At 37.1% G+C, this 25,506-nt stretch carries 23 protein-coding genes and 1 riboswitch; of the genes, 5 read left to right on the top strand and 18 right to left on the bottom strand.

The window, feature by feature from the left end:
* Positions 1 to 96: 96 nt before the first annotated feature.
* The gene (locus ACIQVU_RS14300) at positions 97 to 1,389 is read right to left on the bottom strand and encodes a protoglobin domain-containing protein (protein ID WP_340807815.1); all 1,293 of its coding nucleotides are present in this window, start codon (positions 1,387 to 1,389) and stop codon (positions 97 to 99) included.
* Between the two features lie 558 nt (positions 1,390 to 1,947).
* Entirely contained in the window at positions 1,948 to 3,228 is a 1,281-nt protein-coding gene (locus tag ACIQVU_RS14295; protein WP_340807816.1) for an SEL1-like repeat protein, read from the bottom strand.
* Positions 3,229 to 3,505: 277 nt separating this feature from the next.
* On the opposite strand from ACIQVU_RS14295, the gene ACIQVU_RS14290 reads away from it, so the two are divergent.
* Both ACIQVU_RS14290 and ACIQVU_RS14285 read left to right on the top strand, forming a co-directional pair.
* Positions 3,506 to 3,970, top strand: coding sequence for a hypothetical protein (locus ACIQVU_RS14290; protein ID WP_340807817.1), 465 nt, complete (start codon positions 3,506 to 3,508; stop codon positions 3,968 to 3,970).
* On the top strand, positions 3,958 to 4,245 hold the full coding sequence (locus ACIQVU_RS14285; RefSeq protein WP_340807818.1) for a DUF2653 family protein: 288 nt from the start codon (positions 3,958 to 3,960) through the stop codon (positions 4,243 to 4,245). Before ACIQVU_RS14290 ends, ACIQVU_RS14285 begins: the two co-directional genes overlap by 13 nt.
* A gap of 49 nt (positions 4,246 to 4,294) precedes the next feature.
* Here the strand turns inward: ACIQVU_RS14285 and ACIQVU_RS14280 are convergent, their stop codons facing one another.
* From ACIQVU_RS14280 to ACIQVU_RS14255, 6 genes are all read right to left on the bottom strand, one after another.
* On the bottom strand, positions 4,295 to 4,654 hold the full coding sequence (locus tag ACIQVU_RS14280; protein WP_340807819.1) for an ion channel: 360 nt from the start codon (positions 4,652 to 4,654) through the stop codon (positions 4,295 to 4,297).
* Between the two features lie 136 nt (positions 4,655 to 4,790).
* Complete coding sequence (locus tag ACIQVU_RS14275) at positions 4,791 to 6,419, bottom strand: S-layer homology domain-containing protein (RefSeq protein ID WP_340807820.1); 1,629 nt, start codon at positions 6,417 to 6,419, stop codon at positions 4,791 to 4,793.
* 105 nt (positions 6,420 to 6,524) lie between these two features.
* Positions 6,525 to 7,691, bottom strand: coding sequence for an endonuclease Q family protein (locus ACIQVU_RS14270; protein ID WP_340807821.1), 1,167 nt, complete (start codon positions 7,689 to 7,691; stop codon positions 6,525 to 6,527).
* Between the two features lie 60 nt (positions 7,692 to 7,751).
* The gene (locus ACIQVU_RS14265; RefSeq protein WP_340807823.1) at positions 7,752 to 7,922 is read right to left on the bottom strand and encodes a hypothetical protein; all 171 of its coding nucleotides are present in this window, start codon (positions 7,920 to 7,922) and stop codon (positions 7,752 to 7,754) included.
* A gap of 115 nt (positions 7,923 to 8,037) precedes the next feature.
* Positions 8,038 to 8,841, bottom strand: coding sequence for a heme ABC transporter ATP-binding protein (locus ACIQVU_RS14260; RefSeq protein ID WP_340807825.1), 804 nt, complete (start codon positions 8,839 to 8,841; stop codon positions 8,038 to 8,040).
* A gap of 4 nt (positions 8,842 to 8,845) precedes the next feature.
* Complete coding sequence (locus ACIQVU_RS14255) at positions 8,846 to 9,892, bottom strand: FecCD family ABC transporter permease (RefSeq protein ID WP_340807826.1); 1,047 nt, start codon at positions 9,890 to 9,892, stop codon at positions 8,846 to 8,848.
* A gap of 202 nt (positions 9,893 to 10,094) precedes the next feature.
* A riboswitch (cobalamin riboswitch) is annotated at positions 10,095 to 10,282 on the bottom strand.
* A gap of 165 nt (positions 10,283 to 10,447) precedes the next feature.
* Here ACIQVU_RS14255 and ACIQVU_RS14250 point away from each other — a divergent pair.
* Positions 10,448 to 11,044: a biotin transporter BioY gene (locus ACIQVU_RS14250; RefSeq protein ID WP_340807827.1), complete on the top strand. Its 597-nt coding sequence runs from the start codon at positions 10,448 to 10,450 to the stop codon at positions 11,042 to 11,044.
* Between the two features lie 59 nt (positions 11,045 to 11,103).
* Here the strand turns inward: ACIQVU_RS14250 and ACIQVU_RS14245 are convergent, their stop codons facing one another.
* The 10 genes from ACIQVU_RS14245 to ACIQVU_RS14200 all read right to left on the bottom strand — a co-directional run bounded on the left by ACIQVU_RS14245 (position 11,104) and on the right by ACIQVU_RS14200 (position 19,798).
* Positions 11,104 to 11,646: an NADPH-dependent FMN reductase gene (locus ACIQVU_RS14245; protein WP_340807829.1), complete on the bottom strand. Its 543-nt coding sequence runs from the start codon at positions 11,644 to 11,646 to the stop codon at positions 11,104 to 11,106.
* 63 nt (positions 11,647 to 11,709) lie between these two features.
* Positions 11,710 to 12,327 (bottom strand): nitroreductase family protein, encoded by a 618-nt coding sequence (locus tag ACIQVU_RS14240; protein ID WP_402896084.1) that lies wholly within the window; start codon positions 12,325 to 12,327, stop codon positions 11,710 to 11,712.
* Positions 12,328 to 12,408: 81 nt separating this feature from the next.
* Positions 12,409 to 13,392 carry a ring-cleaving dioxygenase gene (locus ACIQVU_RS14235; RefSeq protein WP_340807831.1) on the bottom strand — a complete coding sequence of 328 codons (984 nt, stop codon included), beginning with the start codon at positions 13,390 to 13,392 and terminating at the stop codon, positions 12,409 to 12,411.
* Positions 13,393 to 13,442: 50 nt separating this feature from the next.
* A complete protein-coding gene (locus ACIQVU_RS14230) occupies positions 13,443 to 13,877 on the bottom strand; it encodes a MarR family winged helix-turn-helix transcriptional regulator (RefSeq protein ID WP_340807832.1) in 435 nt (144 codons plus the stop codon).
* A gap of 158 nt (positions 13,878 to 14,035) precedes the next feature.
* Positions 14,036 to 14,506, bottom strand: a complete 471-nt coding sequence (locus ACIQVU_RS14225) for a YusW family protein (protein ID WP_402896081.1) — start codon at positions 14,504 to 14,506, stop codon at positions 14,036 to 14,038.
* Between the two features lie 96 nt (positions 14,507 to 14,602).
* A complete protein-coding gene (locus tag ACIQVU_RS14220) occupies positions 14,603 to 16,816 on the bottom strand; it encodes a YcdB/YcdC domain-containing protein (protein ID WP_340807834.1) in 2,214 nt (737 codons plus the stop codon).
* Between the two features lie 70 nt (positions 16,817 to 16,886).
* Positions 16,887 to 18,059, bottom strand: coding sequence for a glycoside hydrolase family 18 protein (locus tag ACIQVU_RS14215; protein ID WP_445299994.1), 1,173 nt, complete (start codon positions 18,057 to 18,059; stop codon positions 16,887 to 16,889).
* A 208-nt stretch (positions 18,060 to 18,267) separates the two neighbouring features.
* Entirely contained in the window at positions 18,268 to 18,813 is a 546-nt protein-coding gene (locus tag ACIQVU_RS14210) for a hypothetical protein (RefSeq protein WP_340807837.1), read from the bottom strand.
* On the bottom strand, positions 18,810 to 19,289 hold the full coding sequence (locus ACIQVU_RS14205) for a hypothetical protein (protein WP_340807839.1): 480 nt from the start codon (positions 19,287 to 19,289) through the stop codon (positions 18,810 to 18,812). Before ACIQVU_RS14205 ends, ACIQVU_RS14210 begins: the two co-directional genes overlap by 4 nt.
* A complete protein-coding gene (locus tag ACIQVU_RS14200) occupies positions 19,286 to 19,798 on the bottom strand; it encodes an RNA polymerase sigma factor (protein WP_340807840.1) in 513 nt (170 codons plus the stop codon). The genes ACIQVU_RS14205 and ACIQVU_RS14200 overlap by 4 nt, the downstream gene beginning before the upstream one ends.
* A gap of 154 nt (positions 19,799 to 19,952) precedes the next feature.
* Between ACIQVU_RS14200 and ACIQVU_RS14195 the strand changes: the two genes are divergently transcribed.
* Together ACIQVU_RS14195 and ACIQVU_RS14190 are read left to right on the top strand one after the other, a co-directional pair.
* The gene (locus tag ACIQVU_RS14195; protein ID WP_340807841.1) at positions 19,953 to 20,372 is read left to right on the top strand and encodes a hypothetical protein; all 420 of its coding nucleotides are present in this window, start codon (positions 19,953 to 19,955) and stop codon (positions 20,370 to 20,372) included.
* Between the two features lie 12 nt (positions 20,373 to 20,384).
* Positions 20,385 to 25,475, top strand: coding sequence for a DUF4132 domain-containing protein (locus ACIQVU_RS14190; protein ID WP_402896077.1), 5,091 nt, complete (start codon positions 20,385 to 20,387; stop codon positions 25,473 to 25,475).
* Positions 25,476 to 25,506: the final 31 nt, after the last annotated feature.

The following is a 25,506-nucleotide window of genomic DNA, read 5'->3' as shown; positions in this document are numbered from 1 at the left end:
TTTCATTTAGAAAATTTTTTGATCGCCCTTTAAGTATGTAGCTTCACTCTCCGTTCGTGTACTTCTCATACATATATAGGGGATCGCTACCTTTGTTTAGTCATTTAAGTTTTGTGCAAAGCTTGCTAACTTTTCTGCTGAATTTGCTACCTCACTAAAAGAAGTACTTAGCTCATTTAATATTTCTACAATAACTTGTATTTTGTCTGCCATACAATTATTTTGATCCTTTGCCTCTGTCATTGCTCCTAGTATATTCGTAAATTGACCTTCCGTCTGTGACATATTTTCCTCACCAGACGCAACCTCATCTTGAATATTTGTTAGTGAGTCCTCTAGCTTCTCCATCCGCTCACTTGTTTTTTGCAGTAATAATGCAACAGCTGTCACAGATTCTTTTGTTTGAATAGATAATTTCCGCACCTCATCAGCTACTACACTAAAGCCTTTACCCGCTTCTCCAGCACGGGCAGCTTCAATGGCAGCATTCAAAGCTAATAGATTCGTTTGATTCGCAATATTCGTCACTACGCTCATAATCGATTCCATTTCCTTTGACATACCAGCTAAATGCTCTATATTTTCTTCGATATCACGCAATGAATGGATAATATTAAGCATATTTTGTGACTGATTTTTTAAGCGCTCACGACCTTCAAGCGCTTGACCTTCAGCTAACATCGATACATCAAGTGATTTTTTTGCTAGCTGTTTAAGCTCTTCCGATTGCGTACTTAAAAGACCAAAGGAGGTGTTTGTTTCCTCTGATATTGTTGCTAGTGCCTCTGAAGATGCTACAATTTGCTGCTCTATTGATTCTCTCTCTTGCTCAATAGTATCTTTTAGTTCTTCAACAGTATTCTCAAATGCCTCTAACACAAGCTGCTGCTCAAAATTACATATTTTTAGGATTGCCCTAATCGTATTAAATTGATCATAAGGATACTCTATATTTCCCTCCACTAAATCAATAAATGATGTAGATAGATCTTGAAATGCACAAATATACCATTGTGTTCGAAGACCAATATGAACATGCACCTTCGCAATTTTTACACGCCTTTGGTAGAACTCCTCATCAATTGTTCCGTTAAACATTTCAATAATATGCTGACGCAATGTTATTTTCAGCCTTTCTACAGAACTATGATGGTTAATAATATCTACTAATTGCTGCTCTCTCCCTACCACTTCGTAAAAACGGTTAACGATGTGATCTATACTGTTCATTACATATGGCTGAAATGCTTTTAAATATTGTAAATCTTGCTTTGTTAAATTTAGCATCTCCATTTGTTTTATCATGGATGGGCGATTAGACAAATCCATTTTCACAATATATTGCTGTAAGTCTAATGATTTTATCTTTCTCCTTTTTTGAAAAACCACATATTTTCCCTCTTTCATTCTGTTTACTTTCATTATGTTAAGAAACATCTAATATAATTTATCGATTACTACAAGAAGGGGCTTTTCACAATAATTTGTGGTTGACTTTCACTCTGCAAGTTTTGTTTCTTTCACAACGGATTAATCGCTCTTCCCCAACTACATAAATATCATTACTTTGAGCCAACAAACCTTTTCAATAGCGGGTTTTGTCTATTTTTTCTTATCAAAATCTCTCATAATACCTTAATCATTTTACAAATGGCTGTCAATCTTATAAATTACAATATTTTACACAAAATAGGTTGAAAGCCCTTCCTATTGATCTTTTTAATATGAAGAATAAAAAGTTATTATAATATTATTATGCAGTCTTTTCATTAATTATCATGACTAAAACCTTACTTTGTTCACATTCAATTTAACTATTCTAATATTTTCGCGTACCCCTAAAAATAGGTTTATAAACCTAAATGATTGTATAATTAAAGTATATTTTACCTATTATAAAAACGCAGATAAATAGATATAAATACTTAAATGTTTTTCATACAAAATTCATAATTTTTTAAGTTCCAGCAGTAATTTGGCAGCCTCTTCAACACCAGCATCAGCCGCAAGACGGTACCATTTCATCGCTTCTTTTATATTTCGGGCAATTCCTTCCCCTTTATTGTAAATATGCCCAAGCTGTAGCTTTGCAGCTGCATCACCTTGAAGTGCTGCTTGCTTATACCAATGAATTCCTTTTTCAATATTACGTATCCCTGTTAAACCATTGCTCCAGATAAAGCCTAAATCATAAAAAGCATCAACATGGTATTGCTCTGCCGCTTTTTCATACCAAAATAGACCACGATTTACATCTTTCGCTTGAGCTAGGCGTCCTTCCAAATAAATGCCACCAAGACGATACTGTGCCTCCACATAACCTGCCTCAGCAGATTTTTTATAAGCACGAAAGGCTGTTTCCTTATCAGCCGTCACGCCTAATCCTTGTTCATAAATAATTCCTAAAGTAAACATTGCTTCGGCAACATGATGCTTTGCTGCATAGTCAAACCATTTTTTTGCTAGTAGGTAATTTTGCGGTACACCCTCTCCATTAAAATACATATCCGCTAAATTATTAGCTGCATCCGCATGGCCCTGTAAAGCCGCTTTTTCATAAAATGAAAATGCAAGGGAGTAATTTTCTTCAACACCAATTCCTTCAAAGTAAAAATTTCCTAGTAGATATTGTGCATCTATATTACCCTGAACAGCTGCACGTTCAAACCATTTTAGCGATTTTTCTGGCTGAAAATATTCACCTTCTATAGCATTATAATATTGCCCTAGGCGATACTGTGCCTCTGCATCCTGCTCCTCGACCGCCTCTTTGTATAAATCGATCATTTCCTCATAGTCTAATTCGTCTTCACTTAATATCTTGATTTGTTTAGCGTGATGCTGACAATACCACTCCAGCACATCCAATACATCGTCCACTACTTCAGCACTACAAGCTAGCTTCTCTAGCGAAGAAATTTGCCAAATAAGAATATAAACAGGATGTGGAATAGCATCACGCAGCACGTCATCATACTCTGCTAACAGTGTTAATACATTCTCCTGTACAGATTGCCCTGTATAGACAATTTGTAAATAACGCTGCTGCTGCTCTTTTAATAGTCCTTGAACTATCTGATACAATATTTTTTGCAAGGCTGTTATATGCACTTCAGTAAATGCTAATAAGTTCATATTTTGAGCAAACCATGTATTGTCTGCTTGTATACGCTTCTGTAGGGAATCAATTCTTTCTTTATTGCGCTTTATTAATAATTGCTCGTACATTATTTTCCCTCCCTGCACATTATGTAAAAAAAGTGATTTGCCTTCTTTATTCTAGAGATAACTACCCATTCAACTTTTGTCGATGAACTAAAAAACTGCCTTGCCACTATTATATGGAAGACAGTTGAATTTGGGTTACACATATGCTCTTACATAGTAACTGTACGCATCATTTTACCATAGCGCCTATGGATTGAAGGCATTTATTTTATTTTTACCAAAAATTCATGTACTATTATTATAGTACGATGAAATTATAATTGGAGGAATGTACGTAATGAAAAAAATTCTTGCCGCTCTTTTTGCAGCGACACTCATCTTTTCGACTGTAGGTGCAACATTGTTAATCTCAGATACACCAACAGCTGAAGCAAAAAAATCTTATAAATCAGGAAAAAAGGGCTTCACAAACAATAATAATAGCTCAAATATCCAAAAATCACAGGATAATTCTAAAGACAATAATGCAACAACAAATAAAAATAATACAAACTCAACAAATAAAGCGGATACAACTAAAAAAGGCGGCTTTTTCTCAGGCGGTCTTATGAAAGGCTTAATGCTTGGTGGATTAGCAGGTTTATTATTCGGTAGCCTATTTAGTGGTATGGGGATACTTGGTAATATTTTAGGGTTATTAATCAATGTAGCAGCCATTGCTGTTATTGTTATATTAGTGATGAAAATTGTGAATATGTTGAAAGATAAAAAGCGTAAAGAGGAAACACAATGGCACAAATAATTAGTGAGCAAGATATTATTAATGCCATTTGTTTATCCCAAGCGTATTATAAAAAAATTCGCCCAGAAGCTGTTCTTGTTGAGCTAACATACGATGATGATGCTGGCTTTGGTGCAGAAGTTGATGTCAATGGCCAAATCGAAATGCTCAATACAGCAGCAATGATTGGCGCTTTACGTGTTTGGATAAAGGATGTTTTACATGGCGATCCATTCTCAACAGGTATTGAACTTGTGTTAGATGATGAACAGGGTATTATTGCCATACTATCTTAAAAAAATAGCAGTACAATGAGTCCCCTACAAGGTTCATTGTACTGCTATTTTATTTGTTCACTTTCCTATCCTCCTCTTCCTCATGAAGAGAAATATCAACGATGGATCGTCCAAGCATCAATAACATAATAAACATCACACCTGTACCAACAATTAAATAAATCATTGTAAAAACTTTAGAATAATTAGAAGTTGGATATAGTCCTGTTTCTACACCTGTTGGAATTAAGCTAACGACCGCAAAATACATAGCATCCAACCAATACCACCCTTCAGTTCCTTTGTAAAACAATGTTCCTGATAAAATAATTAACACTAATGTTGTAAATAGCGATAAAAAATATGGTCGTTGAAAGGAGCGCCACAATCCTATTAACAATCTTTTAGCAGATAATATAAATGATATCATACCTTTCTCCTCTCTAGTAATGACTGTCTATGTACGTTATCTACAACCTGCACATACTATAGTCAGACTATACTGTGCTTTTTCACAAAACATCAAAAGGTAGGAGCATCTTGTTATCGCTCCTACCCTCTCCTTATTATTGAGTGGTTAGTTGACTAAGGTTGACAAATATTTTGGCTGCCTCGCTTCGTTTTGTTGGAGCCTTTGGTAAGTATTGCTTGCCATCTCCTACTACAATCCCTAGCTCATACAGCATTGTAATTGCCTGCTGTGTTTCTACATCATATGAAGCAATATCTGTAAATGGTAGTTGATTACCTGTCACTACAGAAGGCTGATTAAATTGCTGTTCATAAGCTCGATAAAGCATTAATGCTAATTGAGCACGTGTTACCGGCTGTCCTGGATTGAATTTTCCATCTGCTGTACCTTTAATGAGTCCGTGTGCATAGGCTGCTGCAATTTCTGACTTTGTTTTAGCATCATAATTCGCAATATCTGTAAATGGTGCTTGCTCCTGTGTTGTTAATCCTAGACTTCTTACAAGTATTGCTGCAGCTTGGACACGTGTTATATTATGATTCGGTCTAAATGTACCATCTGGATAGCCATTCATAATGCCTGTTGCTGCAGCTTTTTGAATATACTCTTTTGCCCAATGACTTTCTATATCCGTAAAGCTAATAGCTCCCTTTGTGGTAAATGTAATGGCTGGATTTTGAACACTTTCATTACCAGCCGCATCCACTGCTTTTACTACAATATGATAGGCTGTATTTTCTGTTAGCTGATCAAGTGTAATCGCAGTTGTATTGGCATCAACTGTTGATATTTGCTGGTCATTGACAAAGATACGATAATTCGTTACACCTACATTATCTGTTGCCTTGTGCCAGCTTACCTCTACAGTAGTAGAATTCTTTACATTTACAGCAATTGCCTTCGATACATCCCATAAAGAGCTTGTCTTCATGATTGGTAAAAATGCTTCATTTGCTACTGCTAAATAGCCAGCCTCACTTAAATGAATATTTTCTGGATTTGGTAAATAGCTTGGAACATCCTTTGCCACAACATCATATGTTGGCACAAACGTTGCACCTGCTTTTTCAACCGCTGCTTTTAATGTTGTATTAAGTGTAGCTAGTAGCACTTTAAACTGTGCTTGTAGTTTTTCCTCATAATATGGGAACGAATTATAATAGCCCATTACATATACTTCTGCTTGTGGATTTAATTTTTTTATTTCTCCTAAAATAGCTCCAACATTGGCTACTGTTTCCTTTGTCGCCTTAATAATGGCAGCCGTATTAATGCCCGTTTGCTGTGATTCTTTTAAAATAGGCAATAAATCATTGGCTCCAGCAGTTAATGTAATAATTTCAGCATTTTTAATAGCATCACGTAGCTTTACTTGCTCACTTGTATAGCCAAAGCCCGTCACTGCCTTTTCTACATTATTTTGGATATCTGTTAAAATATTTGTTGTTGTATAGCCTGACATCGCAAAGCCTTTGTTATAGGAAGCTAAAAAGCCCTCTTGTTGCAATGCTTGTGCTACAAAATCTGTGTAGCTTAGCCCAATAAGACCTAGCTCATTCATACCATGAGCTAATGAATCACCCAGTGCCACATAATCTGCCTGAACAGCCCAGCTCGGTGCTATATTGTCGGTTTGCTCCTCTGCATTGGCTGCTACAGGGGCAACTAACTGTAAAGCAAGTATACTTGTAGCTAAAAAACGAAATTTCTTTGATAATTGCATACACTTTCGCCTCCATCTATAAAATAGTACATGTAACCACCATTTTACTAGAGAAAGGTTAAAAATAGGTTAAATAATAATATTTTTTTAATTTCTATTCCTTATTTAGTCAGCTTGTATTTTTCCATAAATTCCACCACCCCCAACAGCAATCGCTAATTGACCTGTTCTTGCTTGATCAATGAATGTAGCAATTTTAGAGGGGACAATTTGTTCAAGCTGCTCTAGTGTTACATTGTGTAAAATATTCATCTCTGTTCCAAATGCTTGCAGTAATCGTTCCAGCATCTTAGGTCCAATTCCAGGAATAAAATCTAACGGCACCTGATGAATATAAGGGGGTCTATATCGAGTATTCAGTAAATCCTCCGATAGCTCCTGAATGCGTGTAGCCACACCTTTTATAATTTGTGTACTTCCACAATTTGTACAGTGAGTTGCTAGATTATCAAGCTGTTCACCACATTTTGCACAGACGGTTTGATGGTATTTACCAAGTAAAGGATTTAATCCATAATTTGCAAGGACTGCACGACCCTGCTGTTCATGAAGAGCCTTTTTTAGCTCTGTAAAATTGGCTGCTGCTAATCGTAGCTTTTGATATTCACGTGCTATTTTTCCAAGGGAATGAGCATCAGAGTTACTAACAAATGTATATGCCTGAAGCTCTTTTATTTGATTGACCATCATTGTATCAGAGCTTAACCCTAATTCAATAGCGTCTATCATCTTCGGATCAAATACCTCTGTTAAACTGCGCTGAACACCTTTGCCAAACAGGCTTTTAAAGGGGGTAAAAACATGTGCAGGAATAAAAAGCCCACCCAATTCATACACCTTTTGCTGTAATGTTCGTCCATCACAATAGATTCGCTGTGAGCTTAAATGGATATTTTTCATATGCTGAGCCATCCAATTTGAAAATTGCTTCATTAGCAAAAGTGTAGGGAAGTATGCAAGCACATGAATAGGGCCATGGCAAAATTGATCATAAATTTCAATTTCTGAACCTGGAATTAGTGTTGTTTCCTGAAAACGTAGCCCCCCTCCTTCTAGCTCCTTTAGTTCACCTTGCGCTAATAGCTCACTCATTTCCTCTATAACCTCTGGTGAATGACAATCGATAATACCAATAATATCTAACCCCTTTCTTGCACTGGCTGTTTCTAAGATGCGTGCTAATGTTAATGTTTTACTGCCTGTAATTTTCACAGCACGTCCACTAGCAGTACGACCAATATGAATATGTAAATCTGCATAAAACTCTTTCATTTATAGCACTTCCTTTTGTGTATGTTAAAAGAAAAGTACCTTACATTACTGCAAGGCATTTTATTGTTTATGATGACCTGCCATGTTAGGGTTCGCTTCATAGGCAGTTGATCCTTGAGCTGGTATTTCGGATGAATCATATGCTACTAATGTAACACCTATATCCTTCTCTAGCTTATTAATTTTATCAAGTTGCTGTTGATTGAGGTTGGCTAATTTTATTTCTTCCATTGTTTATCATTCCTTTCAACCATAAAGTTCCCTAAAATTAAGCTATCTATACAAGGAAATAGGCTATCAAGAAAGTGGAAATTTTCTTAATAGCCCATTGATATAGTATGCTCAATTATGTTGCTGCTACTGCCTTTATTTTATTGCTTGTAAATTGTTCAGGAATATAGGTTAGATATGGCTTGCCTGTCAATGCATGTGTCTGAATATCCGCGTAGACACCAAATACCTTTTGCAATAATGCAGGCGTTAGCACTTCCTCTGGTGTACCATAGCATACAATCCGTCCATGCTGTAGCACATATATTTGATCACAGTACATAGCCGCAATATTTAAGTCATGCAAAGCTGCGACTACTGTTAAATGTAAGGTTTGAATTAAATCCATCACCTGAAGCTGATGTTGAATATCTAAATGATTTGTTGGCTCATCTAGAATAAGCACCTGTGCTTGTTGTGCAAGTGCCCGCGCAACCATAACACGCTTTTTCTCGCCTCCTGAAAGGGAGCTAAAGCTGCGTTTTGCTAGATGCTCAATACCTGTTTGCTTCAGCGCATCTTTCACAATTCGAAAATCCTGCTCTTTGTCTAGCTCTAATAACTTTTTATGTGGTGTTCTACCCATACTAACTAAATCATGTACAGTAAAATCAAATAATACAGGTGTTTCTTGACTAACAACAGCTAAATTTTTGGCAATAGCTTTACTCGATTGCTTTAAAATATCGTGCTCGTTTAATAAAATTGTACCATTTTCAGGCTTTAATAAACGATACATATTTTTTAACAACGTTGATTTACCGCTACCATTAGGACCAATTAGCCCAACAAATTGCTTTTCCTTTATGTGAATACTCACTTCATGTAATATGCGCTGATCGTTAATGGAGAATGATACTTGCTTTGCTTCTAATGTCATCTTTTTAATCTCCTTCACCAAAAGAATAATTGTTACGACGGAGTAGCCAAATAAAGAATGGTCCGCCACAAAAGGCAGTAATAATACCAATTGGCATTTCCTGAGGAGCAATAATAATTCGAGCCACTGCATCTGCCCAAACTAAGAAAATCCCGCCCAATAAGGCACTAATGGGTATAACATATTTATAATTAGACCCGACAATTAATCGGACAATATGTGGAATGATTAATCCTACAAAGCCAATAGCACCGCTTACAGCAACAAGTACCCCTGTTAATAACGAAACAAGTAAGACAAGCTGTATACGAAATTGCTGAAGGTTGACACCTAATGTGACAGCAGCCTCTTCGCCCAATAATAGTAAATTTAAGTTTCGATAATGGAGCCAAAGTAAAGCAAATACTACTAAAAGGACGATAGCTGGAATGATAATATTTGTCCATTTGGCACCAGCTAAACTACCAAGCATCCAAAACATCACTGCCTTTAATGCACCCTCTTGCTTTGCCATCATTAAAATAAAATTCGAAACGGCTGTTAAAATAAAGGACACCGCCATGCCTGCTAATAGTAGACGAAAGATAGAAACACGCCCTCCAACACGCGATAAAAAAAATACAAGCACAATAGCAAATAATGACCCTAAAAAGGCGGATACGGAAAGAGCATACATACCTAAAAACGAAAAAGCACCTAAAATAATAACAGAGGTTGCTCCCACCGCTGCGCCTGAAGAAATACCTAAAATATAAGGATCAGCAATAGAATTTCGCACAAGCGCCTGAATAGCAGCACCTGCAATTGCTAAGCCTGCTCCAACAATAGCCGCCAGTATGACACGTGGCACTCGTATTTGCCAAATAATAATTTCCTGTGAGCGGCTCCAATCAGACTCTATAAAGTTATGTATAAAAGGTAGCTTCGAAAGAATCACCTTCCAAACATATAATGGCGTTACAGATACAGACCCAACCATTACAGCAAAGGTCATAGAAACGATTAATATGAAAACAAGTAGTACAGAAAATAATATAAACTTTTTATTCATTCAGTAAACTCCTACAAATTTGATGGATAAAGCAATTAGCTAATGCCTTTCAGAGCCTATGATTATTTATCTCAACAACAATAAAGTTGAAGCAAAATAAAAAAAGGCATTCTATACAAAAATATGCATAGAAATACCCTCGATTAAACAAAGTCAGAAAATAACCAGCTATTGTCCGTAATTGCTTGCATCCTCGTGGGCATTACAGGTATTACTAATTGGCAGGTCTCCTGGCTTCGATTCTGCGTCCTCTGATAGCCTTCCCATTTTTCAACAGTGGCATAAAAATCATAGAACTCGTCGTTACAGTTGCGGGACAGCGTCGGACTTTCACCGACTTCCCTTTTAAGTGACATAAAAAGATGTCACACCAATAGTAGCAAATAATATTAAATGATAACGACTCTATCATACAGTTTTATAGGTTGTTCGTCCATATGGAACTATTATTTAACAGCTCTATATTTTAGTTAACTAAATGAAATTTTTATGTTGACACAAATATATCCATTCTTTACACTAGCATTAATAACTATAAAAATTAGAGGTGAGAGCATGGCAACAGTTACAGAACACCGTCATCATAAATTAAGAACCGTAGATATCGCTTATATTGGCTTATTCTCTACACTAATGATGGTAGGTGCTAATATTACTTCCTTTATACCATTTTTAGTAGTGGGTGGTGTCCCAATCACACTGCAAACTTTCTTTGCCATTTTATCAGGTCTTATTCTTGGTAGTCGAAAAGGCGCGCTCGCTTGTACTGTCTATATGTGTATCGGATTAGCAGGAGCGCCTGTCTTTTCTCGCTTTGGTGGAGGCTTTGGGCAAATTTTAAGCCCTACTTTTGGTTTTATTGTGTCATATATTTTATTGGCATTTATTGCTGGTCTTATTGTCGAACGCAGTGGCACAAAAATGAGCTATATAGTGGCTGCGTTAATCGCCTTTATCTTTAATTATGTATTCGGCACAAATTGGATGTATTTTGCGTATAAGCTTTGGGCAAGCGCACCAGAAGGCTTTACATATAAATTAGCGTGGCTTTGGATGGTTCCACCACTACCAAAGGATGTTATCTTATCTGTCTTTGCAGGTATCTTTGCTTACCGATTACAAAAAACATTAAAAATTATTCCAATCAAATAAGCAAAAGAGCTGTGAGAAAGCCAATAAAACGTCAGCTTTCTCAACAGCCCTTCTATACATTAAATATATTTTTTTGCCCAGTCAATAAAGTTATCCATCACAACATCAAGGAATTTTACAGTTCCTTCATCCGTTAAATTTCCTTCTGCATCAAATTTCGTATGCACAGCACCAATATAAACATCGTTACCACTTAGTAATGGTGAATTGACACCAGGAGAGAATAAAATATCACGTAAATGTAATTGAGCTTTAACTGTACCTAAGTTCCCCATAGAAGCACCCATTATAATAGATGGTTTACCGATCATTACTTTATCCACACGAGATAACCAGTCAATAGCATTGACCATGACACCTGGAACTGTTCCATTATATTCTGGTGTTACCCATAACACAGCATCTGCCGCTTTTACTTTTGCTTTAAAATCAAGCACTGTTTGTGGTGGATCATTTTCGTTATCTTGATTATACATTGGTAAATCTTTTAAACTTAAAACTTCAAGATCGAATTTTTCTGCATAACGTTTTTGAATAAATTGAGCTAACTGCATATTATAAGATTCTTTACGGATACTACCTACGATGGCTACTACTTTCACGATGTTTCCTCCTAAATGAATATTAGTCATAGTATTTGTATAGCTATTCTATTTTATACCACATTAATAATACGTGACAAATTCTTCGACAGGCTTTCGATAGCCACGTAAACGACGGCTGCTTTCCTTTTCTTTGCCAATCGTAATCATCAGGACAATCTCATGCGTTTCTGGCACATTAAATAATGCACGCATTTGTTGCTGATCAAAGCCAATCATTGGGCAAGTATCCCAGCCACGATTTTTCGCTGTAAGCATAAATAGCATTGCAGATAGAGAGGCATTGCGAATTGCCTCTTCCTTCATAAATGCCTTGCCACGATCCTCATAAAATTTTGCATTTTCAGCTACAAGCTCATCTAGTTCACAGGCTGTAATAATGCCTAAATCTACCATACCTTGACTTAATTCAGCAGTATGTTTATATGCCTCTTTATCGCCTAATACAAGGACTACACCTGAAGCTGAATGTACCTTGTATTGCCCATATGCCGCCTCTCGTACCTTTTCTTTCATTTCCTCATCTAATACGACAATATAATTGGCATGCTGTAAGTTAAAGGCTGATGGTGCTAATTTGACATCCTCTAGAATAGGACGTATATCTGCCTCAGTCATCTTCACACCCTCTACAAAATTATTCGCAGAACGGCGCTTATCTAATAGCTTTGAAAATTCCATTTATGAATCCCTCACTACTTCTATTATCTTTAGCTTTATTAACAATAATTAAGGCGTTAATTACTAAAAAATCAAATTCCATTACTCATATTCTTTCTCAAATGTTTCAGAGCTTCGAACCGTATCAATCGGACGAACAAGCTTTTCAATCTGCTCACGCTTGGGCTCTAAAAATGGTGGTAATGATAGCTTCTCGCCTAATGTTTCATATGGCTCATCCCCCATAAATCCAGGGCCGTCTGTTGCAAGCTCAAATAAAATTTGTGGTGCTACTCGTGTATATAAAGATTCAAAGAAATGGCGATTCACATAGCCTGATGTATGGAAGCCAAAGCTTTCAAATCGAGTTGTCCATTCATCTAATACAGCACGATCCTCTACACGAAAGGCAGCATGGTGAACTGTGCCGAAGCCTTGACGAGCTGCTGGTAAAACTGTGTTATACTCTACAATAATTTGTGCGCCATTGCCCCCTTCACCTACTTCAAATAGATGGAAGTCGCCTTCTTCAGCAATTTCTGTAAAGAGCATTACCCTCTCTAGCATTTCTTTAAAATATTGAAAATTAGCTACACGAACAAATATAGGGCCTAATCCAGTAATCGCATACTCCAATGGAATTGGTCCATCTTGCCACGGTGTGCCTGATGCAACGCCTGTATTATGCTCGTCTGAAATAAGCTGATAGTGCTGATCGTCAAAATCCACAAAGGATAATGTTTTCTTACCAAACTGCTCTTTAATACCAGTATGTTTAACATCTAAACGGTCAAAACGTTTTACCCAGTAGTCGAGTGCTGCATCTGTTGGTACACGGAAGGAAGTTTTCGAAATTTCATTTGTACCATGTACACCCTTTGGAATATTGGGGAAATCGAAGAATGTCATATCTGTCCCTGCACTACCTTTATCGTCTGCAAAGAATAGATGATACGTTTGAATATCATCCTGATTCACCGTTTTTTTCACTAAACGCATACCTAAAACATATGTAAAAAATTTATAATTTTCTTCTGCACTACTTGTAATAGCTGTTACATGGTGTACACCTTTTAAATGATTCATTGTATGTTCCTCCTAATTATCTTTAATTCGAGATATTTGTATAAAAAATTTTATTGTTTGATAGCATTTTTGCCAACCTTTTTTAACGACAAAATCATCGTGTCCAGTTCTTGAGGTTCCAATACTTTAAAAATCTCATTGATCTTTTGTTCATGCTTAGGAAATGTTTCTTCCATTAAAGTGTATCCCTCCGGTGTTAGTAATATATACGTAACACGTCGATCTTTTGGACATGCTTTGCGCAAGACATAACCCTTGTGCTCAAGCTTATCAATTACATAGGTAATACTGCTACTAGCAATTAATATTTTTTTACCAATTACTTGAACAGGTTGTTCTCCATGATGATACAAAAATTCAAGAACAGAAAATTCTGTTGGGTTTAAATCGTATTGTAATAAATCTTTTTTCGTTGCATCCTGAATTGCTTGATATGCTCGAAACAGAACTGTGAACGCTTTTAAGTTACGATTATCTTCCTTCATGCAACTCCCTCATTTATTTCGAAGTTATTTATCTCTAATTCGAGATAATAATATCATAGCTGCTAGCAAAGAGCAAATAGATTGTTTATATTTCAGACTTATGACTGAAAAACCTTCATAAAACTAGCTATCACACTGATAGCGATAGCTAGTTATAATTATTTGATGCGTTTAAATTCTTTTTCTGTGCCATCCATAAATTCTACCTCTACCTCAATGCTTTGGTAATCATCAGCAATATTAAACACTTTGATTACTTGGTCAATAACCTCGTCATTGGATGTTGTCGATTCAAATGTGAGCTGTTTAAATAATGGCTCTAATTTTGTGTATGCCTCATCGCCCTGTAGTCTTTCGTTGTTACGGTCATCCTCTAGCTTTGCCTCTATGCCAGACCTTTTATTTTCATACTCTACCTCATATGATTCGGTAGCAGAGTAATCCACATCTAATGAAAACTCTACAAAATTATAGTCTGCTTGGTCTGTCACATTATCGCCAGCCTGCTGTGTTGTATTTTGCTCGACAGGGGCGTTTGTAGGAACGTCCTCCACCTTTTCTTTATCATTATTACAGCCAGCTAAAAGAATCGCTATCATAGGAATTGTTAATAAATATTTTATACGCAACCTCATCACTCCTTTCATTCCTATTCTTTCCTCTATTCATTAAAAATAACCCCAACAAGAGCATCTCCCAATATAGAAGATGCTCTTGTTGTTTGACTAATAATTGATATTAATATTATTTTCTTGAATGGCACGTGCTAGGCGAAGTGTTGATACGGCTAAATCCGCATATGAAACCTTTGCTGTAGCATTAAATTTATTTTGCTGTGCATCCATTAAGCCCATTGCATTTGCTATAGCAATATAGCCTGCATATTCAGGACTAATCGAGTCTGCGTCCGCAAAATTCAATTTATAAATATCGCTATGCTTTGCGGCATACTCTAGCTTTAGTAATTTAATATACCATTCAGCAAGCTCCTGACGACTTAGCTGTTCATTTGCTGCAAATTCGTTAGCAGGCTTTAAAATACCGCTTCGTACAGCTTGTTCAACTACATAATATAAAGGATGCTTTTTATCAATATTACCAAAGGATTGCACATCCTCGCCCTCGCTAAAATAATGACCATATGTTAAAGAATTTAGTAAAATTTTTAATGCTTCACCCTTTGTAATAGCTTGGTCAGCATTAAAGCTTGCAGGGTCCTTTACTACTAAAATATTTTGCTGTAACAAATAATTCAATTCCTTCGCAGCTGTTGGATGGGAAATAACAGCGGCTTCCGTTGAATTATCTTCTGTTATTAACCATTCACCTGTTGTCGCATCAATGAAATTATAGGAGCTACCCTCAAAAGTTGGTGTATATACTAAATCATAATGCTGCTTATTATCATTTGTATTTTGCTCTATATATTGCAACTGTAGCTCCAATGCTTGACTATACAATTCCTTTGCTTGTTCAGCAGGAATTGCCTTGCTGATAGATGGCCAGTTTTGAATATCATGGTTGATCGTATAAATTGAGCTGAATGAACCATCATGACCGATTGTTACTAAAATCTCTTCACCTATTACTGGTAGTCCATTGACAATACGTGGGAATGTAAACATGTATTCCTTACTATCATGATTGATAGTTGCTTCATCAATTGGCTTTGAATATTCATGTAAACGTGAAGGAGCGTATTCTTTTAAATAATCAATTGCTTTTGATAATGCCACATCGCTTCCAATCATCGTTGTTTTGTCATCTAATTCTAAAAACTCTCTGCTAAGGTCTTGATAATGAAGAAGCTCTCCTGTCGCCTTATCAATTTCTATATTTGTGCCAACGCTATTATTCCCTTGTGTATAGGAATATTGAATAGAGTAAATCGTTCTTCCATTTTCGAGTTCTCTTTCATCAATCATTTCAATGTTTAGCTCTGTCTTATCTGTGCTTTCTTTTAAGATCGTTTTGGCAAATGCCTCTACCTCTGCAACGGTCATATCTTTTTTCCGTGGTGCTAATGGCTGAGCAGAAATCCTTTCCAATTCTTTCACCTTTGGAAGTCCAGCTGTGAAGCCATTTGCTGTTTGCCATTGACCTGATAAAGCATGTACGCCATTAGAGCCTGATGCTGGTGCATAAACAAGCTTTACACTTGGTTCGCCTGTTTGATAGTCATAATCAATTGTATAACGCAACACTACTGAAAGGTTGTCACGCAGCTGTGCAAGTATATCAGCTTCATCCTTTTTCTGATCAACACGATCAAATGTAGCTTGACTAATTGGCTTTGCATAGCGATAGAAGCTAGTAACCTCCCCATTTGCAAGCACCTGGATAGAGATTTGCTGGTCCATAATCGGTACATTATTATGTGTTGGCGCATACGTAAATGCATAAGTAATTGGCTCCGATAATGGTCTAGACATATTATAATAGTGGCTCAATCCATCTGGTTGAAGCTGGTATCCTTCTGTATTTGGTAGCTTTTTTAGGAAGTCATATGCAAGCTGCTGTGCCTCTGCTTCAGAATACTTTGCTGGATAGATCGCATCTGCAATGTTAGCAGGCTGATAGTAAAAACTTTCAAGCTCTAAATCATTGTCCGTGAAGGTAAAGCTTCCATAGACATCTTTACCATTAACGGTTTTATGGAAGCTAAGCTCATAACGAATCGTTTTATCATCTCTAAAATAATGACCACTGCCTAGATGAAATTCATCATCCGATACAAAGCTAAATTTTCCTTGGAATAGTTCATGAACTTTCTTAATCAGTGTACTTTTTGTCACATTTGTTTCTGTTGAAGCAACTAGAATTTCAATTTTTTCTGATGGCTCCTTTACATTGGCAGAAGCCTGAGAGATTGGTGAAAGTAAACCTACAGTAAATGCTGTAGATGTTAAAATGATTCCTAAGTTTTTAAATTTACCCAAAATACCCCTCCTACAAAAATGTTTACCATAATTATAATATAATTACCTAGATTTAAAAATATTTATTTCACTACTTTTTTACTATGTTGAAATTTGAGCCTAGTAATAACCAGTTTTGCGGGAATGGCAGCCCTAGTTTCCAATAGCCAATACCTCGAAGCTGATATTGCTTAATAAGATTAAATTTGGCTTGAATCGACCTAGCATCTTCAAACCATACCATATGTGCTCTGCCCTGCTCATCATAATATTCAAAGAACGGCGCTTGAGCTCGCCAATCATATTGAATAGCAGCATGATAACGTTTTGCTACCTCAATCGCTCTTTGTGGACTAAGTGCCTCTGCATAAGGTCCTCCCTGTACAAAGGGTAATGTCCAATCATAGCCATATAAATTTTGCCCAAGCATAATTTTATGTGCGGGTATCTCACTAACCGCATATTTCACAACTGCCTCCACTTCAGGCAATGGAGAAACAGCCATTGGTGGTCCTGCAGAATATCCCCATTCATAGGTCATTAGTAATGCAAAATCTACAATTTCTCCATGTGCTCGATAATCATGTGCCCCTGTCCACTGTCCTGTGGTGTCATCTCTTGTTTTAGGTGCTAATGCTGTAGATACGGTATAGCCTTGCGCATGAAATTTTTCAACGGCTCTTCTTAAAAAGTTATTATAGGCTTGTCGTTGGTCAGTAGGTAGGCTTTCAAAATCAAAATGAATATCTTTCACATCTCCTAAGCGCTTTGCCTCTACAAGAATATTGTCAAAGAGTATATCCTGCACGGCGGTACTTTGAAAAATATCTCGTGCCAGCTCACCACTAAAAGCAAAATCCTCCAGATTGGAAATAACCATTGCAAGAGAGGCTCCTGTGTCATTTATGATTTGTGTAACACCTTGACTTGGTGGTTTCTGTAAGCTACCATCTCGTTTTACCTCATAGCTAAACAATGCTAAATATGTTAAATACGGTCCCGCTTCTCTAGCCTGCTCTAACAGTGTTTCGCTAACGGCTGTTCCTCTTGGCTCTAAATATGCCAATGTTTCTGCTGTTGTTTTGGGTGGTTGTGGAATATAGAGCCTTAGCCCAATAGATAATATTTGATTGGGATGAATGCCATTTACTTGAGCAAGCGTTAGATAGTTTATACCGAAGCGCTGTCCAATTGACCATAAGCTATCGCCCGGCTGTACATAATAAAAGCTCCCAACAATCGGAATGACAAGAGCTTGCCCCACCACTAATTGGTCTGGCTCTGGAATTTGATTGGCATCTACAATACTTTGAACCGTAGTCCCATATGCCTGTGCAATACCCCATAAAGACTCACCAGCTTGTACAACATGTATTTGAATGATATTGCCTCCTTCTAACATGATACAATCACACTTATAAACCTTATGATAGCTATATGGAAAAGATGTCTTACAAAAAAATCCATCGCCACTAAAAGCGAATGGATTTTTCTTGCTCAATATTTTTATAACAGACTCTGTAATAATAATTAACTACTACAAATGCACTAAGCTGTGCCAGAGAGCCTAGGAAGCTAATTATATCTCGTATACTCGCCTCTATATTGATAGCAAAAGCTTGAACAACAAAGCCTCCTAGCATACATATCATAAAAATTTGATAGGCTTTAAAGGTTTTCGCTTCTAATGGCTCATTTCGATACATATATAGCAATAATTGAAACACATAGTACATAAAAACAATAAACAAAAACTGTATAAACTGTGTGCTAATCCCTTGAAATATTTCCAGTCCAAACCATTGAGCAATCTCTACAATAAAGGACAATACCATTAAAATAATAGCAAAGTTCTTTGTCCAGCGTTTTAAATTATGGAAGGCTGGTAACAAATGAATACCAACTATAAAAAATAAATAGCCAAGAAAATCTGGTAAAATATCTGGTATCCAAAAAAAGTGTAAATCCAAAAAGATAAAGGCGAAACCATTCGATAAATATACATATGGATTTTTCATTGCTCCCCCTCCTTATATGTTTGCCCCTTCAGCAATGTGCTTTCTTGTTGATCCTTAATTGTGGCAGGCTGTTCGATTTGCTCCTCCTTATATTGCTCTGCATAAATGATATTTCCTAACCATGCGATCAATGATAATGAAAACGTCATATAAACAAGCTTGCCCTTTGTTAATCCCTTGTAATAAACCAAGACGATAAACAATAATAGTCCAAGCATTGCAACAATAAGCATAACGTTTCCAAATAAATTTCCCTCTCCATACAAAACTTTAGCAGCTTGCTTTCGTTCCAATGATTGCCCTGTTATAACGAGTACTAAAAAGGCGAGCGTTGCGAATGTTACTGCAAGTGTAAGCATGGCTGGTAGCGAAAATCGTTTCCTTTTTTGTCGCTGGTTGCTTATTAAGGCTTGTCGTAATTGTTTTGAAAACTGCTTATTTGGCTCTAAATCGGGGCGCTTTATTTTATATTTCATAAATCATCCCTCCCCACCCTTTTTCGAAGCCTTGTCATTGCTCGGTGAAAGTCGACACGTACCTTTACCTCTGAAATCCCCAATATCGCTGCTGTTTCCTGAATGGTGTAGTCCTTTAACATACGACAAATAATAATTGTGCGATCATGCGATTTTAATGTCATTAATGCCTCCTGAATGAATTGCCATTGCTCACGCTGCTCAACGACCTCCAAGGGCTTTGGCACGTCCTTTATAGATGGCTGCCAGCTAAGCTTCTCAAGTAAAAGACGCTTTATTTTTTGCTTTCTATGTATATCCATCGCTGTATTGCGAGCAATGGATAAAATCCATGTTTTAACCTTTTCTTTGTTCCTCAACTTATCTAATTGCTTTAGCACCTTGAAAAATGTTTCCTGTGTAATATCCTCTGCTTCCTCTCGGCTATTCGTATAATAAAGCGCAAAATGATACACATCTCGATGATATAAGTCGTACAAACGTTCTATTTTAAGCGTATTCTTCGGCAAAGCTTCACCCCCTTTTTACCTTACAAATAAGTCGTAGCATAGCCTTTTTTGTTACACATTTCCCACAAAATTTTTGTAGAACTAGCATCATATGCCTTATTCTTTTTGCAGTTATCGCTCTTGTATAATGAAGCTATGATAAGGAGGTGTTAGGTTGCGTTTATTTTACCAACAAAAAGTCATCGGTAAGAAATCACGTAAGCTTCAACAAATCCCATTTTTTATCGAGGAGCCTGTCACAACATTACAAGATTTGCTTATTCAGCTTGTCACACAAGAGGTACAGCGATATAACGAAAAAATAGTTGATACACCGCTTTACCTCGATTTAACAAACCAGCAATTGGAAGAGGCAGCCCAATATGGCAAAGTACATTTTGGAGAGAAGAAAAACAGCACTATACAACAGGTTGACCAAGCCATCTCCACAATGCTACAAGCTTTTGAGGATGAGTTATTTTTAGTGCTTCATCATGAGGAAGCCATGCAATCACTCGCTACACCATTAACCATACAGGAAGACGATGTTTTTACATTTATTAAACTATCAATGCTTGCAGGACGCATTTGGTAAGGAGGGGCTTTTATGACATTATCACATGAACAAAAAACGCATTTTCAACATATAGTCGATACCGCACCTACAGCTATACAGCCACTAGCAACAGCCTTATTCAAATATATGGACAACCGTGACGATGATATTGAACGGTTAATTGCCACACAGCACTACCAAACACTTCAGGAACTCTTTAATGGACCATTCTTTGATGTGCTTACCCTTTTTTCTTCACAGGAACGCGCAAATACAATTAAAACGCTAGCACTACGGTTTGACACAACTATGTTTCAAACAGGTATTTTGCGTCGATCATTCCGCTCAGCTCAGCCTGTACAAGATCACCTTTTTCAATGCCTTCAACTAATAGAAGAAATGCTAACGTTTGAGGAAATTAGTTTGCAGGAGCTGTTGACTAAGCATCAGCAATATGAACATGGAACATATCCAAACTATCATGCCTATGTTTTGAAAAAAGACAAGATAAAGGTAATTGATTTTACAGTTTTTGAGCAATTGCTTGCTGAAGAGCTATCCTTACAAAATACTTTGATTGAAGAGGCAGTTGAGAGTATTTTATTTGATGAGCATCGCAGTAGCTTTTTTGGTTATCCACTTATTCGTGGCATTTTTAAATCAACGAATACACGCATGCACGAGGCACTTGGTAAACTACTTGTAGCGGCAGCACGTCAAGAAGGGCTACGACAAGCTATTGTGGAAAATATCGACCATGGTAATCTTGAGGCACAGTTGAAAATGATGAAGCTTATTCAAGAGCATAAGCTTACACGCTTCTCCTCTGTTATTCGTGCAATCGATACATGGATGGGGCTTGGCTATAATAGCTTTGATAATCAAAAGATAACAGAGGAAGTATTATCTTTAGCTATTCAGGCAATCGAGGAGGATAGCTTTACTGAAGAATTATTACAAAGCGAGCGTACAATTGATATTTTCGTTGCACTTTGGGCAATCTCCACAAAAGATTATACAAAGCTTGATGCTGTGCTGCCTGAGCTATTGAAGCGCGACAAACATATTCAGCTTACAGCACTTGCCTTTTTAAAAAATCTATCTAAGATTCCCTTTACAGCACCATATGTAAAGGAACTGATTTTAACGACAAAGGATATTGAGTTGTTTGCTTTTGCATGGGGCAATTTTATTTATGCCAATCACTATATTAATAGTGAGTATGCTCAAGATAATGATTGGGATAAAACGTTGCAAAGCTTTATGCAGGAAAATGTTCAGCTACAAGGGATTGAATATCCATTTTTTGAGCAGATTGAATGGGCAAAAAGTGAAATCTCTAAAGAAGGACTTACAATTACAGGGAAGCCATTACCCTTTGTCTTTGTACATCTATTATTAGAGGACTTAGTTTCCATCCAAATTATTTTGGCACATCATGTACAGGATGAAGCATTGTTCCAACGAATTATTGCACAGGCAGATTCCTATTCACCAACGAGCAGAATTGGTTTACTAAATATTTACTGTCTGCACCCAACAACACAGGGACAGCGTGAATTTCTCTTTAGCTCTCTACGCGATCGAAGCTCCATTAATCGCTCCATCGCACTTAAGAAAATACACGAGCTAACACCAACGACAGATGAAATATTAAAAATTGAAGATTTATTAGCTAATAAATCAGGGGCTCTACGTAAAGAAGCAATTTCACTCCTAAAGGTACAGCCGCAGGACAGTGTTTTACAAAGCGCTGAAAGATTGATTAAAGATCGTAAGCAATTAAAGCGTCTTGGAGGGCTTGAATTATTGCTAGAGGCCTCCAAAAAATCTGCTATAGCAAATGAGCAAATTATTGCTCTTTGTGCATTATTGCCAAAAGTAACAAAGAACGAGCAAGTGCTATTAGATCAGCTAGTGACACAGGATGTACCAGAATATAATGAGCATAATGGCTATGGCTTATATACGCCACACCCTCCTGTTCAATATGACAGCATTACTAGCGGAGCGATTAATATGAATGCTGGCGAACCTTGGCAGCAGCTTGTTCCATTATATGTACAATCACCAACACCATTAGAGAAATTCTTTCAATACGATGTTACAAAGCTACTGCATAAACTTGAGCAGCTTATTCACATCCTTGATGAAAATGCTGATTATGAGTATGAAACCTATCAATGGAATGACACAACAATTACGACAACATTAGGTCAAAGATATAGTTTGATAGCTACTAAAACAACTAATCAGCACCAAGCAAATCTTGATGTGCATCCAATACCAGAGAAAATTGTGCAATGGATTCAAACATCTATGTTTAGCTGTGAAGATTTAGCCTATTTTAACTTTTACAATGACCTATACGAATATCCTACTGCTCAAGATCTTACAGAGGAAGCTCATACGCTAATTGCTCCCTTCTTCCATTATGAAGAAATCAAAAAGAATATCGCCAAATTTAATGCTTTAAAGCATAAATATACGCTTGAACAAATCTTTGCTGTGCTTATGCAGGATAACAAACATATTGAGGAAGAATCCGTGTTGCATAAGGAAGCAATCACTTTATTAGAACAGCACTCGCCAGCATTTAACAGCTTTGAGCAGGCAGTTGGTATTATGCTACAGCTCTTACAGCAACTTTCTGCTGAGCAATGGCAAATTAATATACGAGATAACAGCTATTATTACTACCGTGCTACATTGACAATTATTGATTTAGATGTGATTCAACTATTTGTAGATCGTTGCCTAGCTGACTACTCAACTTATGGAGAATATATTAAAATGCTAGCCATTAATGAGGAACTCACAAAGCGCCTACCAAAAGAGCATTATCGTCCAAATCTATATAATTTAACACTTTTCCAATACTTAGATGGTCTGCAAGTTGGTCTGTTTACACAGGATCATTTATATGAGGCAATCTTTACAAATACGCTAGCTTCTGACATATTGATTGAGCCAAGTAGACTATTAGAGCGTTATGAAAAATCATTTGAAGATTTATCAATGCTATTAACCATTCGTGAACAAGCGATTGACCGTATTTTGTCTATAGAGCTTAAACGTGGTGATACACCTACAGCCGTTACTAAGCTTGTTAGTAGTATTGCCTATATAGAAGGTATTGATTATTTCTTAAAAATTTTACAGGCTCTTGATGGTGAAAAGCTTGCACGAGGCTATATTTGGCAGGCTGAAACGAAAAAGGATGTATTTTCTCAATTACTAACAAGCTGTTATCCTCACAAAGAGGATACGGCACAGCAATTAAAAGTAGCATGGCAGCAAACAGATATTTCCACCGAGCGCTTAATTGAGGCAATGATGTATAACCAGCATTGGATAGACCTTGTTAGCGAAGTAATTGGCTGGGAAGGATTAAAGGAATCTGCTTGGTACTTCATCGCCCATACAACGGATTCTTTAACAGATTTCGCTAAAGATCAAATCGCCCTGTTCTCAAGCATCCCTGCTGAGGATTTTAGTGATGGTGCGTTTGATTTAGCTTGGTTCCAAAATGCCTACCAAACACTTGGGGCAAAAAAATTCCAGCTCGTTTATGATGCAGCGAAATATGCATCAGAGGGAGCTAACCATCGTCGTGCACAGCTCTATGCAGACACAGCCATTGGTAAGCTGCGTCCAAAGCCATTAATGGAGGAAATTCAGGATAAGCGCAATAAAGATAAGCTACGTGCGCTTGGACTAATTCCATTAAACAAATCAGATAAAAAAGACGCTCTTACACGCTATCAATTTATCCAGCAGTTTTTAAAGGAAAGTAAGCAATTTGGCGCGCAACGCCGTGCAAGTGAGGCACGTGCCGCAAGTATTGCGTTAGAAAACTTAGCACGTAATGCGGGAGATGGCGAAACAACACGCTTTATATGGCGTATGGAGCTATTTGCCTTTAACGATATTAAGCATTTATTGACAGCACAGTCTATTGAACAAATTACTGCTTATTTACAAATTGAGGAGGATGCCTCTGTTACAATTATTGTTGAAAAGAATGGCAAGCGTTTAAAAAATATTCCTGCCGCACTTAAAAAACATGCGGATGTTGTTGCCTTGCAGGAAGCACGCAAGGAATTACAAGAACAATATAAACGAGCACGTCCAGCACTTGAGCAAGCAATGGAAATAGAAACGGTATTCCCTGCTGAGGAGCTTCTCCATTTATTAGATCATCCAATTTTAGCACCTCTTTTACAAAAGCTAGTCTTTAAATGTAATGAGCATCTTGGCATGCTTACTTCAGAGGGCTTGCAATTAGTATCAGCAGATATTATGCCACTTGCACCAACAGCAACTTTAAAAATCGCGCATCCCTACCACCTGCTTGAAAGTGGGCAATGGCGACAATGGCAAGCCTATCTATTTGAACATAAAATACAGCAACCATTTAAGCAAGTATTCCGTGAGCTGTATATCATTAATGCTGATGAAAAGGGGCAAAAGCAATCATCACGCTATGCAGGACATCAGGTAAATCCATCACAAGCAGTAGCGTTGTTAAAAACACGAGGCTGGCAAATTAGCTATGAAAGTGGACCGCGTAAAGTTTATTATAAGGAAAATATTGTGGCATCTCTCTATGCACAGGCAGATTGGTTTACACCAGCAGAAATTGAAGCACCTACGATTGAAGGCGTTTATTTCTATGATCGCTTAACAGGCAAAAATATCGCTTTAGATACTATTCCTGCAACGATATTCTCTGAGGTTATGCGTGATATTGATCTTGTTGTAAGTGTTGCGCATATTGGTGGTGTAGACCCTGAGGCAAGTCATTCTACCATTGAAATGCGCAGTGTTATTGTTGAGGAATTAGTGAAATTACTAAAGCTAAGCAATGTAGAAGTGAAAAAGCAGCATGCGCTTATTACAGGAAAACTTGCCAGCTATTCCTTACATCTAGGCAGTGGCGTCGTACACCAAGTGGGCGGCTCAATGATTCCCATTATCGCTGTGCCAGCTCAGCATCGCGGACGTATTTTCCTGCCAATGGTAGATGATGACCCACGCACGGCTGAAATTATGTCAAAGCTGTTATTACTAAGTGAAGATACAAAAATAAAAGACCCAGCCATACTAGGTCATATTCGTAGCTATGAACAAATGAGTTAAAAATATGTATAGCAAAAACAGGTGATTATGA

The sequence above is a fragment of the Lysinibacillus sp. NPDC098008 genome, from assembly GCF_044760715.1.
GTDB lineage: Bacteria > Bacillota > Bacilli > Bacillales_A > Planococcaceae > Lysinibacillus.
This window is presented reverse-complemented; position numbering and strand designations above follow the sequence as displayed.